This window comes from Pelomonas nitida, from assembly GCF_043555975.1.
GTDB lineage: Bacteria > Pseudomonadota > Gammaproteobacteria > Burkholderiales > Burkholderiaceae_C > Pelomonas > Pelomonas nitida.
On sequence record NZ_JBIGIA010000018.1, the window covers coordinates 58,943 to 73,822 of the forward strand.

The 14,880-nt window shown below is 70.2% G+C and carries 10 protein-coding genes; 5 read left to right on the top strand and 5 right to left on the bottom strand.

From position 1 onward, the window contains the following. Positions 1-2: 2 nt before the first annotated feature. Entirely contained in the window at positions 3-1,937 is a 1,935-nt protein-coding gene (locus tag ACG00X_RS20020) for a methyl-accepting chemotaxis protein (RefSeq protein WP_394490795.1), read from the bottom strand. Between the two features lie 107 nt (positions 1,938-2,044). Here ACG00X_RS20020 and ACG00X_RS20025 point away from each other — a divergent pair, with 107 nt between their 5' ends. The 5 genes from ACG00X_RS20025 to ACG00X_RS20045 all read left to right on the top strand — a co-directional run bounded on the left by ACG00X_RS20025 (position 2,045) and on the right by ACG00X_RS20045 (position 9,788). Next, entirely contained in the window at positions 2,045-4,030 is a 1,986-nt protein-coding gene (locus tag ACG00X_RS20025) for a peptidase U32 family protein (protein WP_394490797.1), read from the top strand. A 61-nt stretch (positions 4,031-4,091) separates the two neighbouring features. Further along, positions 4,092-4,691 carry a cold shock domain-containing protein gene (locus tag ACG00X_RS20030; RefSeq protein ID WP_394490799.1) on the top strand — a complete coding sequence of 200 codons (600 nt, stop codon included), beginning with the start codon at positions 4,092-4,094 and terminating at the stop codon, positions 4,689-4,691. Positions 4,692-4,802: 111 nt separating this feature from the next. Continuing rightward, positions 4,803-7,643: a xanthine dehydrogenase family protein molybdopterin-binding subunit gene (locus ACG00X_RS20035; protein WP_394490801.1), complete on the top strand. Its 2,841-nt coding sequence runs from the start codon at positions 4,803-4,805 to the stop codon at positions 7,641-7,643. Between the two features lie 616 nt (positions 7,644-8,259). After that, positions 8,260-8,787, top strand: coding sequence for a (2Fe-2S)-binding protein (locus ACG00X_RS20040; RefSeq protein ID WP_394490803.1), 528 nt, complete (start codon positions 8,260-8,262; stop codon positions 8,785-8,787). Then, complete coding sequence (locus tag ACG00X_RS20045) at positions 8,784-9,788, top strand: hypothetical protein (protein WP_394490805.1); 1,005 nt, start codon at positions 8,784-8,786, stop codon at positions 9,786-9,788. Before ACG00X_RS20040 ends, ACG00X_RS20045 begins: the two co-directional genes overlap by 4 nt. Positions 9,789-9,806: 18 nt before the next feature. Here ACG00X_RS20045 and ACG00X_RS20050 read toward each other — a convergent pair whose 3' ends face one another. The 4 genes from ACG00X_RS20050 to ACG00X_RS20065 all read right to left on the bottom strand — a co-directional run bounded on the left by ACG00X_RS20050 (position 9,807) and on the right by ACG00X_RS20065 (position 14,762). After that, on the bottom strand, positions 9,807-10,178 hold the full coding sequence (locus ACG00X_RS20050; RefSeq protein WP_394490807.1) for a hypothetical protein: 372 nt from the start codon (positions 10,176-10,178) through the stop codon (positions 9,807-9,809). Between the two features lie 51 nt (positions 10,179-10,229). After that, complete coding sequence (locus ACG00X_RS20055) at positions 10,230-10,898, bottom strand: glutathione S-transferase family protein (RefSeq protein ID WP_394490809.1); 669 nt, start codon at positions 10,896-10,898, stop codon at positions 10,230-10,232. Positions 10,899-10,930: 32 nt separating this feature from the next. Continuing rightward, the gene (locus tag ACG00X_RS20060) at positions 10,931-13,249 is read right to left on the bottom strand and encodes a methyl-accepting chemotaxis protein (protein ID WP_394490811.1); all 2,319 of its coding nucleotides are present in this window, start codon (positions 13,247-13,249) and stop codon (positions 10,931-10,933) included. 91 nt (positions 13,250-13,340) lie between these two features. Beyond that, positions 13,341-14,762, bottom strand: a complete 1,422-nt coding sequence (locus ACG00X_RS20065; RefSeq protein ID WP_394490813.1) for a peptide MFS transporter — start codon at positions 14,760-14,762, stop codon at positions 13,341-13,343. Positions 14,763-14,880 lie beyond the last annotated feature (118 nt).

A 14,880-nucleotide genomic window follows, 5' to 3' on the forward strand; every position in this document is an offset into this window, starting at 1 on the left:
GTTCAGCCGTCGACGGTGCGAAAGCCGGCCATCAGCTCGCGCAGCGCCTCGGCCTGGCGATGCAGGCTCTCCGCGGCGGCCGCGCTCTGCTCCACGAGCGCGGCGTTCTGCTGCGTCGTGTCGTCCATCTGGTGGATGGCCGCGCCGACCTCGTCCATGCTGAGGTGCTGATCGCGCGACAGCGTGCTCAGCTCGCCGATGACGCCGGCCACGCGGGCCACGGCGTCGACGACGCGCTGCATCAGCGCGGTCGCCTCCTCGCCCTGCTCATGCCCGGTGCTGACGCGCTCCACGCTGGCGCTGATCAGCGTGCGGATCTCCTTGGCCGACGCGGCGGCGCGCTGGGCCAGCGCCCGCACCTCGCTGGCCACGACGGCAAAACCGCGGCCGTGTTCGCCCGCACGCGCCGCCTCGACGGCGGCATTGAGCGCGAGGATGTTGGTCTGGAACGCGATGGCGTCGATGGTGCCGATGATCTCGGCGATCTTCTGCGAGCTCGTCAGGATGTCGCGCATCGTGCCGGCCAGCGCCGACACCGTGCTGCCGCTGGACTCCGCCAGCTGGCGCACCTCCGCGGCCAGCCCGGCGACGTGGCCCGACTGCTGCGCGCCATGCTCCAGGCCTTGTCGCACGGTGTCGACGGAGGCCGTCGTCTGCTCCAGCGCCGCGGCCTGCGTCTCGGTGCGCGCCGACAGATCGGCGCTGCCGGCCGCGATCTGCTGGCTGGCGCTGGCCACCTGCTCGGCGCGGCTGCGCACGGTGCCGACGACGTCGCTGAGTTGCCGGGCCATGTCCAGCAGCGCGATGGTGAGCCGCTCGCCCTCGTCGCGGGACCGGCGGTCCACCTCGGCGCGGCGCGAGAGGTCGCCGCCGGCCACGGCCTGCGCGATGCTGAGCGCACGGCCGACCGAGCGCGAGGTCTGGCGGGCGATGGTCCACAGCAGCCAGCCGCCCAGTGCGGCGAGCGCCAGGATGACGCCCAGGCTCGTCGCGATGGCCCGGCGGCCGCTCGAAAGCGCGGCTGACAGGTCGCGTTGCAGCGCCTGGGTGGCGGCATCGCCGAGCGCGAATTGCGCATCGATCGCGGCCGTCGTGACGGCCCACCAGTCCTGCGGGCTCAGCTGCGGTGACTCGGGTTCGATGATGCCCTGCTGCGCCCGCGAACGTGCCTCGGTGAGCCGCGCGCCGAGCGCGCGCGTCAGCGAGGCGAGCTGCTCGCCCTCGGCGCCGGGCACCTGGGCGCGGGCGATGGCCTGGTCGGCGCTGGCCTGGTCCAGCAGCGCGCGCTCCAGCAGCACCGCCAGGCGCTGCCGGTCGGCCGGTGTCAGCGAGCCCTTGGCCAGCAGCCCCATGCCGGCGCCGCGCAGCCGGCCCAGCAGCTCGGCGCTGCGCGGCAGGTGCAGCAGCGCGGCGTCCTGCAGGAAGTAGCCGCTCGCAATCGGGTGCAGCACCAGCCCCGAGGCCACGGCGCCTTCGTTGATCCAGGCCAGCCGGCCGTCGATGAGTTCGGTGTGGCGGCGAAAGCTCTCGGCCGCCGTCGGTTGGCGGCTGCCCACTTCGGCCATCAGTGGCTCCAGCGTGCGCCAGTAGTCCTGCAGGTCTTTCAGCAGCGCGGGCGGTAGCGCGGCCTTCGTGGTGTCGAGGCTGGCGTCCTTCAGGGCCAGCAGCGCCCGGGCCACGTCGCTGCGCTTGGCTTCGGCGGTGGCGTCGCCGTTGAGCAGGCTGTTGGCCAGGCCGCGGTGCTGCGCGGTCAACCGCGCCAGCTTCAGGCCCACCGAGAGCGCCGGAATGGCGGCGGTCTCCTGGCTCAGCTGGGTTTCGGCCTCCAGCGCCACGCGCAGGTACAGCGCCGAAGGGATCAGGCCCATCAACGCGCACACCACCGCGACGATCGCCAGCTTGCCGCCCACACCCAGGCGCCGAATCCAGTGGGTCATGCCCCCTCCCATGCGTGTCGTTGATCTGTGCGGGCGAGCCTATTACGAGTCATGTTGCGCGGCAACATGGCATCACCTCCCCTCGGGCGGGCTTCGTAAAATTGCGCATGCCCGCCCCCCAGCCGATTCGACTCGAACTACTCGCCCCCGCCCGTGACGCCGACATCGGCATCGAGGCCGTCAACCATGGCGCCGACGCCGTCTACATCGGGGGCCCCGGCTTCGGTGCCCGCGACAAAGCCGGCAACCCCATCGAGGACATTGCCCGCCTGGCGCGCCACGCACACCGCTTCAACGCGCGCGTGTTCGTGACGATGAACACCATCCTGCGCGATGACGAGCTTGAAGGCGCACGAACGCTGGCGTGGCAATTGCACGACGCCGGCGTGGACGCCCTCATCGTGCAGGACATGGGCCTGCTGGAGCTGGACCTGCCGCCCATTCAGCTGCACGCCAGCACGCAGACCGACATCCGCACCCCCGAGAAGGCGCGCTTCCTGCAGGACGTGGGTTTCTCGCAGATGGTGCTGGCCCGCGAGCTGGACCTCAAGCAGATCATCGCCATCCGCGAGCAGGTGCAGCACGCGACGCTGGAGTTCTTCGTGCACGGCGCCCTGTGCGTGGCCTACAGCGGCCAGTGCTTCATCAGCCATGCGCACACGGGCCGCAGCGCCAACCGTGGCAACTGCAGCCAGGAGTGCCGCCTGCCCTACACGGTGACCGATGCCAAGGGCCGCATCGTGGCCCACGACAAGCATGTGCTGAGCCTGAAGGACAACGACCAGAGCGCCAACCTCGAAGCGCTCATCGACGCCGGCATCCGCAGCTTCAAGATCGAGGGCCGCTACAAGGACATGGCCACCGTCAAGAACGTGACGGCCCACTACCGCACGCTGCTGGACGCCATCATCGACCGCCGCCCCGAGCTGGGCCGCACGGGCCATGGCCGCTGCGCCTTCACGTTCACGCCAGAGCCCGAGCAGGCCTTCAACCGTGGCGGCACCGACTACTTCGTCACCGGCCGCAAGATCGACATCGGCGCCTTCGACAGCCCCAAACACGCCGGCATGCCGCTGGGCGACGTGAGGCGGGTCGGCCCCGAGGACTTCGACCTCGACACTGGTGACGCGACGCGGGTGGTCAACAACGGCGACGCGCTGACCTGGTGGGACCGCCAGGGCGAGCTGCAGGGCGTGCCGGTCAACGTGGCCACGCCGCTGGGCGGCACCTTGTGGCGCGTCGAACCCAACCTTGCCAAGGATCAGCGCTTTGCTGACCTGAAAGACCTGTTCCCCGGCACGGCGGTCTGCCGCAACCGCGACATGGCCTGGGAGCGCCTGCTCGCCAAGCCCAGCGCCGAGCGCCGCATCGCGGTGGACCTGACGCTGGCGCAGGTGAACGGCGGCTTCGAGTTGACGCTGAAGGACGAGACCGGCGTGAAGGCGTCCGTGAAGCTGCCCCACGCCCACGAGCCGGCACGCGACGGCAAGCAGGCGGACGCGCAGCTGAAGGAAGGCCTGGCCAGGCTGGGCGACACGATCTTCACGGCGCGCCGCGTGCGGCTGGCGATGCGCGGCGAGCCGCTGTTCCTGCCGGCCAGCCAGCTCAACGCGCTGCGGCGCGAGGGCGTCAAGGCGCTGGAAGCGGCCCGTGACGCCGCGTTCGAGCGCCTGCCGCGCGACACCCCGGTGGACCCGCCCGCGCCCTACCCCGACGACACGCTGACCTACCTCGCCAACGTGTACAACACCCGCGCCGCCGAGTTCTACGCGCGCCACGGCGTCAAGGTCGTCGGCGCCGCCTACGAGAGCCACGAGGAGCTGGGCGAGGTGCCGTTGATGATCACCAAGCACTGCGTGCGCTGGTCGTTGAGCCTGTGCCCCAAGCAGGCCAAGGGCGTGACCGGTGTGCAGGGCACCGTGCGCGCCGAGCCGCTGACGCTGACGCACGGCGAAGACACGCTGACGCTGCGCTTCGACTGCAAGCCCTGCGAGATGCACGTGGTGGGCGCGATGCGCAGGAACGTGTTGAAGCAGCTGAAGGCGGAGCCCATGACCTTCTACAAGACGCGTCCCTCGGTGCATCCCGGCTGACAAGCGCGGCCGCCTGGCGGCATCATGCAGGGACAACATCCAAGGTCAGGGAGACCGCTGCATGAGATCGTCAGGCATCCTGCGCTCGTGGAACGACGAGCGCGGCTTCGGCTTCATCGCGCCCACGCAGGGCGGGCCGGAGCTGTTCGTCCACATCAGCGCGTTCCCGCGCGACGGCACCCAGCCGGTGGCCGGAGAGACCGTCAGCTTCGAGCGCGCACCTGGCCGTGACGGCCGGCCGCAAGCGGTGAACGTGGTGCGCAGCATGGTGGGCCAGCCGGCACCCCGGTCGCGGCCGCAGGGCGCGTCGGGTGCAGGCCAACGTGGCGACTGGCGCTTGCCGCGCGTCCTGCTGCTGGCCGTCGTGCTTGTCGTCGGGGCCGCCTGGGGCTACCGCCACGTTCAGCAGGCCGGCCATCGCTGGCAGCTCGAACAGGCACCGGCCGATACACCTGCGCCAATCGCCACACCGGCTACACCGACCACACCGGCGGCGCCAGGCGCGGGCTACCGTTGCGATGGCCGCACGCATTGCTCGCAGATGACGTCCTGCGCCGAAGCCACCTGGTTCATCAACCATTGCCTGGGCACGCAGATGGACGGCAACCACGACGGCGTGCCCTGCGAGCAGCAGTGGTGCACGGGGCTGGGCGCGCGCTGACGCCGGCCGTGTCAATCTGCACGCAAATCACGCCCTGAATCCGGTTTGACCCCATGACCGTCACTCAGCGGGGGTGACACACTCGCGCCCCGCATTTGTCGAGGGGGTCGTTTGTCCCAGAATCCGAACGGTTTATTTGCACTGACGCGGCGGCGCATCATCGGCACGGGTGCTGCCGCCGTGACGCTGCTGGTGCACGAACTCGCGTTGTCTGCGCCATCGGTCCGGCGGCGCGTGATGGGTGTGCGGCCTCAACCCGACGGCCTGCCCACGCAGTCCTTCACCGGCGACCAGGCCCCGCGCGGCGCGCCGGACTGGTCTGGCGGCCCCGGCAAGGCGCGCTTTCGCATCGATGGGCTGGCCAAGGTGACGGGCCAGAAGATCTACGCCCGCGACTTCCGCGCCGCCGACATGCCCGGCTGGCCCCGGAACCCGCCCGAGCGCATGGCCATGATCCTGCGCGCGACGAACCCGGGTCGTGTGTTCACGGGCCTGGACCTGTCGGCGCTCGCAGGCGCGCAGGCCCAGCCGCTCACGGTCATCACGCAAACCCCGCTGGGAGACTACAGCGGCCCGCAGCGCGACCTCGCCTCGCTGAACCTGCAGCTGCCGTTCTCCATGGCGGGCGCCGACGGCGTCAGCCAGCTGCTGGTGCCGGTGGGCAGCGCGCCGCAGTTCTTCGGCCAGCCGGTCGCCATCCTGATCTTTGCCGACGCCAGCGCCTACCGCCGCGCCAAGCGCGCGCTGCAGTTCCAGCCCGGCGTCGTGCGCAGCGGCGGCCTGCCCCCGCCGCCGGCCCAGCCCTGGGCGCAGGCCTACAGCCCGGTGACGACGTTGACGCGCTTCGACGCCGACGGCGTCGCGCCGTTCTCGCAGGTGCAGGTGGGGGTTGAATCCGACCCCTACCAGCCCGACTCCACGGCGCAGCCCTTCAACAGCCGGGCCCGCGAGCTGCGCCAGCGCATCAACGCGACGCTGCAGACGCAGAGTGCCCAGCTGCTGCAGCTGGGCGGCACCTACAGCACGCAGGTGCTGGACCCGATGTTCATGGAGCCCGAGGCGGGCCTGGCCTGGCTGGACCGCTCCGGCACGGGCACGCTGCACCTCGTGCTCGGCACGCAGGCCACCAACGGCGATGCCGGCAACAGCCTGGCGCTGTTCAGCAAGGACTGCCCCGTGCAGGTCGGCACCATCGTGCTGAACTCCTGCTACCCCGGCGGCGGCTTCGGCGGGCGCGACGTGTCCACCTTCCCGCCGCTGCTGGCCGTGACGGCCGCGCTGGCCGACGGGCCCGTGCGCATCGCGCAGGACCGCTACGAGCAGTTCCAGGGCGGGTTGAAGCAGCTGGCCAGCCACATCACGCAGCGCATCACGGTCGATGCCAAGACCGGCAAATTCCTCGCCTTCGGCAGCCAGCAGGTGCTGCCGGCCGGCGGGCAGAACAACTACAGCCAGTTCGTCGCGATGCTGGCGGCCTATTGCGGGCTGAGCGGCTACGACATCAGCCAGGCTTATGTGGACGCCGCCGCCCAGCCCAGCACGGGCGTCGTGGCGGGCTCCATGCGCGGCTTCGGCGGGCCACAGGCGAGCTTTGCCGTCGAGACGCTGGTGGACGAGGTGGCCGTGGCGCTGAAGCGCGACCCCATCGCGCTGCGTGAGCTGAATGCGCTGCAGCAGGGCGACCGCACCATCACCGGTGCGCCACTGGAGCAGCCCATGCGGCTGCACGAGATCTGCCGCCGGGCGCGCACGCACGCGCTGTGGCGCGAGCGCGAGGCCGTGAAGCGGCGCAAGGCGCGTGAGGGCATTCGTTACGGCGTGGGCTTTGCGCTGGCCAACCAGGCCTACGGCACCGGCAAGGATGGCGTGATGGCCGAGGTGGCGCTGTCGCCCGACGGGCACCTCGCCGTGCGCACCAACTGCGTGGACATGGGCAACGGCTCCGCGACGACGCTGGCCATCTCCACCGCCGGCTGGCTGGGCCGCAACGCGCAAGACGTCGTCATGGGCGACGTGGGCGGCTTCAACGCGCTGGACCTGCACACCACTTACGGCGGCAGCTGGAGCGACCCGCGCTGGACGGCCAGTTTCGCGATGTCCAGCAGCGCCTGCCTGACGGCCTTCCACCAGGTTCACGTGACCGAGCAGGCCAGCCGCGTGCTGTTCGAGGCCGGGCTGCTGCCGGCGGCCGCGGCGCTCTGGGAAGTGCCGCTGGCGTCGCTGCCTGGCAAGACGCGCTGGGTGCGTGGCCAGCTGGAGGCGCCAGGGCTCAAACCGCTGCCGCTGGCCGCGCTGGCGGCCCGGGCGCAGCAGGCCGGCCTGCCGACGGCCGTGATGGTGCATGGCCTGTACGAGGCGGCTTGGGTATCGGCCACCTATGCGATGCCCGCGAGCCCGGCGCTGCAACTGCCCATCGACGGTCTGTCGTTGCGCCTGGGCGGCGCGGCCGAATGGACGCCCGTGCTGCGGCGGGATGTGGTTCCGCCCAAGCCGGAGGCGGGGCTGTATGGCCGCAGCCTGTATGCGCCGTCGGGTGTGCTGGTGGCGGTGGAGATCGGCCCGAAGGATTTCGAGCCGCGCGTCGTCGCCGTCGAGTTGATGGTGGATGCGGGCAAGGTGTTGCAGCCCGATCTGCTGCTCGGGCAGGCGCAGGGCGGTGTGGCGATGGGCATCGGCTACGCGCTGCTGGAGAACCTGCCGCTGGAGGCCGGTGGCGCGGGGGATGGGCGCTGGAACCTGGATCGCTATCACGTGGCCCTGTCGGCCGATGTACCGCTGGGGCGGCTGAACATCACGACGCTGGCTTCGGACGAGCCGACGGCCAAGGGCATTGCCGAGGCGGTGCTGTGCCCGATTGCACCGGCGATTGGCAATGCGATTGCGCATGCGACGGGGGTGCGGTTTCGGGCGTTGCCGATCACGGCGGCTGATCTTGAGAGGGCTTTGGGATGAGCGGGTTTGTGCCTGCGCCCAGCCGGGAGTTCGCCCCGGCGGGCGACCTACTTTTTGAGCGACCAAAAAGTAGGCAAAAAGTCGCCCCCGATCCGCCCGGCCCTTTGCTCCGCAGCGGGCTGCCCTGCGGTGCTCGGTCTTCAAGCCCACGCGCCGAACTCGCGTCGCTACGCTCTGCTCGAACAATCGTCGCGAGTCAGTGCTTGAAGCGTGCTGCGCACGCGGGCTTGAAGCCCTGCGCTCCTCGGCGGGCTCCAAGGGGGGATGAAGGAGCAGCCGCGACCGACAGGATGTGGCGTTTGGCTGTGGGCTGTTGCGGCTGTTTGGGTTCTCCCCTTCTAAACCGCCGAGAAGCGCAGGAGCCCAGGGCGCGTGCGCAGCACGCTTCAAGCACTGACTTCGCGCCCCTTTGTCTGAGCGGAGTGAGCGCAGTGAACGAAGCGAGTTGGGCGCGGCCCTGGGCTTCGAGCATCGCAGGGCACCCCGTCGCGCAGCGGCGGGGCGGTTTTGCAGGGGCGCTTTCTTTGCCTACTTTCTTGCGCGCGCAAGAAAGTAGGTCGCCCGCCGGGGCGAACTCCCGGCACCACAGCAGGCAAGCCACCAAAGGTGCACAGCCATGACCGACGCACTCGTCAACGTCCAATTCCACGTCAACGGCAAACCCGTCGACACGACGGTCCCTACCGACCTCCCGCTCGTCGACTTCCTCCGCGAAGAGCTGGGCCTCTCCGGCACCCGCCTGTGCTGCGGCATTGGCGTCTGCAAGGCCTGCACCGTCGCCGCGTGCCGCGCGCCCACCAGCCAGGCGCAGCCCTTGCTCGCCTGCTCCACGCCGGTCGCGTTACTGCAAGGCCAGTCCATCACCACCGTCGAAGGCACCGGCAGCATGGAAACACCCAGCGCCATCCAGCAAGCCTTTCTCGACCACTTCGCCTTCCAGTGCGGCTACTGCACGCCCGGCTTCGTCATGGCCACCGAAATGCTGCTCAGCCGTCTCAGAACACAGCCGATCAAGCGCGAGCAACTCGACGCCGCCATCGAAGCCGCCGTCGGCCAGCACATCTGCCGCTGCACGGGCTACGCCCGTTATCACCAGGCCATCCGCGCCGTCGTGCTGGCCGAGAAAGGGCTGGTGACGGCATGAAGCGCGCCCTCCTCTTGCTGCTGCTGGCCGGCGCGGCCCACGCCGAGACGCTGTTCGAGTACGGCCGCCAGTGCGCCGAGCAGGTCACCGAAATCCCCGCGTTCAACTGCATGGCCGGGCAGGAGATCCCCATCACCGTCGACGGCAAGCCCGTGCCGGCCGACGCCGCCCCGCCGCGCTGCGATAAGCCTTCGCTGCTGCCGCAGCCCGACGCCGTCAGCCAGTGCGTGCCGGGCAGCCGCGCCCTCGTGCTGCGCGACGACCCCACCGCGCAGATCAGCGCCATCTGCCGCAAACAGGTGGCGCGGCCCGCCGGCAGCGCGCTGTTCGACGAGATCAACGTCATCTCGCACAACCTGAAGAACGGCAAGACCTGCTGGTTCACGGCCAAGGCGCCTGCGCCGCTGGCCAAGGACCGGGGTATCGACGGCCGCTGGGTGCCCTCGCCCAGCACGGCCACGCGCAAGCCCCAGCCCGTGAGCCCCGACGGCCTGAAGCCGCTGCCGGCCGACCAGGTCTGGCAGACGCCGCAACAGGTCGCCAACAGCAAGCCGGCCTGCATGCACTGCCACGACAGCGGGCCCTTCATGTATTCGCCCTACATCGCGCAGACCCAGCAACTGCCCGGCGACCCCTTCGGCCTCTACGAGCCCAAGGCCATTGGCGAGGACTTCAAGCGGGCCTGGGCCACGCTGCATGCCTTCGGCATCACGACGCGCGGCAACAGCTGCACAGCCTGCCACCGCATGGGCAACATGAACTCGTGCAACGTGGCGATGCAGCAGTCCACGGGGCGTGGGGTTCAGGAGGGCGGCAACGAGTGGTCCAAGCGCTTCCCGCAATCGCACTGGATGAGCCCCGGCAACCTGCACAGCCGCGCGCAGTGGGACGAGCAGTTCAGCGAAAGCCTGAAAAAGCTGGCGGCCTGCTGCGCGGACCCGAAGGGGGCGGGGTGCAGGGTGGTGGAGTACGGACCTAAAGGGGCACAGCCCGGGCGTTAATGCGTCTAGCAGCGCGGCTTACAGCAGCGTGAGGAACAGGGCGAAGGCGATGCCGAAGATGAAGGCCCACCGCGGCCATCCCTCCCGTCCCGCCGCATGGCCATAGAGGCGTGATGGGGTGTCGTCATCGACCCGATCCAAAACGGTCGCGAAGAAGCCGATGAAAAAGTGCAGCGTCCCGAAGAAGAAGTCCATGGCGCCGGCCGGCGCCAACAGGCCGGATGCGACGCCTGCTAGCGATCCAGCGCCTGCAAAGTGAGCCAGCGGCGTTGCGGCGCCGGCCGCCACCGCTAGGCTGCCGAGCAGCAGGCCTAGCGCCAGACCGGCCATCGCGCCCAGAGTCGCTGCACCAAGCCGATAGGCCCATGGGCTGTCTTGCTCCTGGTTCATGCAGGGTCCCAGTGTTGTGTATGGCGAGCGCCAGCTTGCGGCCGGGTGAGGTCAGCTCATCAAGTCATACGGTCCACCCCGCTCCAACGCCTTCCGGTACGCCGGCAGTGCATGGATGCGCTCCAGGAAGGCCTTGATCTTCGGGTAGCCGTCCAGCGAACCGCCGCGTGCCGCAGCGGCTTCCAGTGGGAAGCTCATCTGCACATCGGCCGCCGACATCTCCGCACCAGCAAACCAGGGCCGCGCGGTCAGCTCGGCTTCGAGGAACTTCAACTGCGCGTCGATGTTGGGCTGCACGAAGCCGCCCAGCACCTTGTCGGCGATGCCCTTGGCGATGGGCTTCACCAAGAAGGGCATGGGCGCGCGCTTGATCTTGTTGAAGATCAGCTTCATGACCAGCGGCGGCATCGCCGAGCCTTCGGCGAAGTGCATGAAGTAGCGGTAGTGCAGCAGCGACTGCTCGTCGGTGGGCTTGAGCCGGCCCTGGCCGTATTTGTCCACCAGGTACTCCAGGATGGCGCCGCTCTCGGCCACCGTCAGGCCGCCGTCGGTGATGACCGGGCTCTTGCCCAGCGGGTGCACCTGGCGCAGCTCCGGCGGCGCGAGTGACGTCTTGGCGTCGCGCTGGTAGTGCTTGATCTCGTAGGGCAGGCCCAGCTCTTCGAGCAGCCACAGCACGCGCTGCGAGCGGGAGTTGTTGAGGTGGTGGACGGTGATCATGCGGCGCAGTGTAGGGACACGGCCCGCACGCGTCAGACGTCCATCATGGCGCTCTTGTAGACGCCGCAGCCCACATACAGCCCCTGGGCCTTGACCACATAGGACATCTTCTCCTGCGGCGTGCCGGTGTGCGGGTGGGGCATGGTGTATTGCACCCAGCCGGGGCCGGCCTCGGCGCGTTCGATGATGGCGCGCAGCAGCGCGGCGCCCGCCGGGCCGGCCACGTCCTGCACGCGCTGGCCGACGCGTGCCGGGCTGCCGGCAAAGCCCGCGTAGTGGCCCTCGGCGTCGAGCGCGAAGACGTACATGTCGCGGTCGCTGAGGCCGCTGCCTGGCGCGTTGATCAGGCGCAGCAGCGACTCCCGGCCGCCGCCGCCCTGGGCCACCGCGCGCTCGACGAGCGCTCGCGCCTCGTCGGCCGTGCCTTGCGGCAGCTTGAAGGCGGCCACCGATTCGGTCAGCACGCGGGCGCGGTCCTGCAGGTCGTTGGCCTGCGTGACGGCCTGCTCCACCATGGCAGCGTTGCGCTGCGTCAGCGTGTCCAGCTGCCGCACGGCCGACGTGATCTCGCTGAGGCTGGTGCTCTGCTCGGTGCTGGAGGCCGAGATGTGCGCCATGTTGCCCGCCACGTCGCGCACGCCGCCGACGATGGCGTCGATGTGCTCGCCGGCCTTGCGGATCAGCCCGACGCCGCTGCCCACCTGCTCGGACGACGAAGCGATGAGCTGGCGGATCTCCTTGGCCGAGGCCGCCGAGCGCTGCGCCAGCGAGCGCACCTCGGTGGCCACCACGGCGAAGCCGCGCCCGCTCTCGCCGGCCCGGGCGGCCTCCACGGCGGCGTTGAGCGCGAGGATGTTGGTCTGGAAGGCCAGCGCGTCGATGACCCCCACGATCTCCTGCATGCGCTGCGCGCCGGCCGCGATGGCCTCGATGGAGGCGACCGCGTCCTTCATGCCGGCAGCGCCCTGCTCGGCGGTGGCGCGCACGCGCTGCGCGGCCTGGCTGGACGACTGCGCCGCCGTCGCGTTGCCCTGCACGGTGGCCGCCAACTCCTGCACGCTGGCCGCCGTCTGCTCCAGGTTGGCGGCCTGTTGCTCGGTGCGCTCCGACAGCGCCTGGTTGCCCTCCACCAGCACATCGCCGGAACCCGCCAGCAGCGCCGCGTTGCTGCGCACGGCCGCCACCATGAAGGCGATGTTGTTGACCATGACCGACATGGCGCGGGACATGTCCGACAGCTCGTCCTTGCCGCGGATGCGCACGACGTGCTGCAGGTTGCCCTGCGCCGTGTTTTCCATGAAGCGCAGCACCTGCCGCAGATCGGCCAGGAAGCTGACCTGGAAGGCCAGCATCAGGTAGACGAACGCCAGCAGCAGGCAGACGGCGCCGCCGCCCACGAGCCAGGTCTTGCGCAGCAGGTCGGCATTGCGTTGCTCCAGCGAGGCGCGCATGGCGCCGTTGATCGCCGTCTGGTAGGCGGCCACCGCCTGCAGCGCGGCGCTGGCCTCGGCGAAGTAGGCCTCGGCGCCACCCGCCTGGGCGCCGGCGCGGAAGCGTTCGTGGCTGCCGTCCAGCAGCTTCTGCACGGTGGTGACGGCCTTGTCGAAGCTGTCGGTGGAGAAGCCCTTCTCGCTGATCAGCGCCTGCGTGCGGCGTATGCCGCGCGTGCTGGCCCCCAGCTCGTCGACCCAGGTGTTGACCATGCCCATGTCCCCCTCGTCCACGACGCTGGAGCTCAGGATGCCCGCCCCTTTGCCACGCAGCCGGGCCAGCTGATCCCGCCATTCGGGCAGGCGCGTGACGGCCATCTCCATCAGCAGATAGGTCAGCGGATCGGGGTCGTACAGCAGGCTGGACGACTCGGCCAGCTCGTAGGTCACCCAGGCGAGGTCTTCGACCAGTTCGGTGTGCTGCGCGAAGGCCTTGTCGGCCGGCAAGCCCTGCAACTGCCCGGCCAGCCCCTTCAGCCGCGCAGCAACCGCCGGCCAGGATCGGGCGGTGTTGGCGCCGTCGCGCGCCAAGGCCTCGGCCAGAGCCTGCGCGGCGTTGTCGAGGTCGGTGCGCGCGGCGTTACGAGCGCTCTGCTGGCCGGCATCGCCCAGCAGCACCATGTTGGTCAGGCCGCGATGGGCCTGCACGGCACGGGTCACGCCGTTGACCCGCTCGATGCGCTGCAGGCCGGCCAGTTCGGCGCTCGTCAGCTGCAGGTCGTCCAGGCTGCGGGTGACGAGCAGCACGGCGCTGGTGATCAGTGGCACGGCGGCCACGATGAACAGCAGCGTCAGCTTGGTGCCGAAGCGCAACTGCCGCACGGCCCAGATGCCGGGATAGAGCAACTCGCGTAGATGCATGGTCCGCCTCCAACGAGTGAGCAATGTAGCGGCAGGGGCTGCTTGGCGGCCAGCCCGGCGGGCTGGCGCCAAGCCGTCGGCGCGGGCCCGGTCAGCGGGCGGGCTGGGCGTCGTCGGGCGCGAGCAGGCGGCCGAACACCAGCTTCACCAGCAACAGCCCCACGCCGGCGGCGCCGACGAGGCCCGCGTGCAGCAGCCAGAACTGCGAACCCGGCAGCACCTCCAGCAGGCCCGCCAGCCAGCCCACGAAGATGTTGCCGATGAACAGGTGCAGGTAGTAGATGCCCAGCATGACGCCCGCAAAGCCGCGCGGCGAGGCGCGCGAATACAGCGCCAGGCCCACCGGCATGATGTTGGCGAAGCCCAGGTCGTTGACCAGCGTGTAGGCGAAGGTCCACAGGATGCTGATCTTGCCGCCGCCGGCCTCGATGGCGAAGGCCGGGATCAGCAGCAGCGCCGGCGCGCCGGCCGCGACGAAGGAGCCCAGCGCGATCTTGGTGATCTCGTCGGGCTCGGTGCGGTGCGTGGCCCACCAGCGCCAGAACGCCAGCGAGGCCAGGATGGTCACCGTGCTGAACACGGCGTCCACGGCCTGCAGCCAGGTCACCGGCACCTCGAAGCCGCCCACCCACATGTCCATGTGCGCCTGCGACCACAGCGGGTAGGCGTTCTGGAACTGCTGGTTGCCGACGATGGACAGCATCAGCAGCGGCAGGATGGCCACCAGCAGCACGAGCTGCATGATGCCGCGGCGGCCCAGCGGTGCGCGCGCCTCGGTGTCGGCCTTGCCCTGGCTGCGTGGCGACTCCGGCGGCAGCCAGCGCCGGCCCGCCAGGTAGGTGGCCAGGCCGATCAGCATGCCCACGCCGGCCGAGCCGAAGCCCCAGTGCCAGCCGACCTTCTGCCCCAGCGTGCCGCAGACGAAAGGCGCGGCGACGACGGCGATCTGCACCGCCAGCATGAAGATCTGGAAGGCACTCGCGCGGCGCTTGTCACCCGGTGCGTAGAGGTCGCCCACCTGCGCGGCGATGTTGCCCTTGAAGCAGCCCACGCCCAGCAGCAGGCAGCCTAAAGCGGGCAGCAGCGCGGTTTCGAAGGCCATCAGGAAGTGGCCCAGCGACATCAGCAGCGCGCCGATGACCACCGTCTTCGTGCGGCCCAGCCAGCGGTCGGCGATCAGGCCGCCGAAGATGGGCGTCAGGTAGACGAAGCCGGCATACAGGCCGAACAGCACCGACGCCAGCTGCGCCGGCGAGCGCGGGCCGGTCACGTTCTCGATGGCGTGGCGCAGCACGTCCATGCCGGCCACGTTGCCGACGTTCTCGGGCAGGAACAGGTAGTTGGCGAGGTAGAGCACCAGCAGCCCCTGCATGCCGTAGTAGCTGAAGCGCTCCCACAGTTCGCAGAAGGACAGCCAGCCCAGGCCGGCGGGGTGGCCCAGGAAGGCACGGTCGTGGCGGGCGCGCGGGTCGGCAGGGGCCGCAGCGCCGGCGGTCGAGGCAATGGAGGTCAAGTCGGAATCCGGAAATACTGCAAAGGCGTGACTGTCTCCTGCGCCGCCGCCGCTGGCAATGCGCGGTCCCCCTCGGTGCCGAAGGACATGGGGTGGCCCCCGCCCACCGCGTGGTGCA

Coding starts and splice junctions, on each gene's coding strand:
- ACG00X_RS20020 (WP_394490795.1), bottom strand. CDS start 1,937: ATGACCCACTGGATTCGGCGCCTGGGTGTGGGCGGCAAGCTGGCGATC.
- ACG00X_RS20025 (WP_394490797.1), top strand. CDS start 2,045: ATGCCCGCCCCCCAGCCGATTCGACTCGAACTACTCGCCCCCGCCCGT.
- ACG00X_RS20055 (WP_394490809.1), bottom strand. CDS start 10,898: ATGATCACCGTCCACCACCTCAACAACTCCCGCTCGCAGCGCGTGCTG.
- ACG00X_RS20060 (WP_394490811.1), bottom strand. CDS start 13,249: ATGCATCTACGCGAGTTGCTCTATCCCGGCATCTGGGCCGTGCGGCAG.
- ACG00X_RS20050 (WP_394490807.1), bottom strand. CDS start 10,178: ATGAACCAGGAGCAAGACAGCCCATGGGCCTATCGGCTTGGTGCAGCG.
- ACG00X_RS20030 (WP_394490799.1), top strand. CDS start 4,092: ATGAGATCGTCAGGCATCCTGCGCTCGTGGAACGACGAGCGCGGCTTC.
- ACG00X_RS20040 (WP_394490803.1), top strand. CDS start 8,260: ATGACCGACGCACTCGTCAACGTCCAATTCCACGTCAACGGCAAACCC.
- ACG00X_RS20045 (WP_394490805.1), top strand. CDS start 8,784: ATGAAGCGCGCCCTCCTCTTGCTGCTGCTGGCCGGCGCGGCCCACGCC.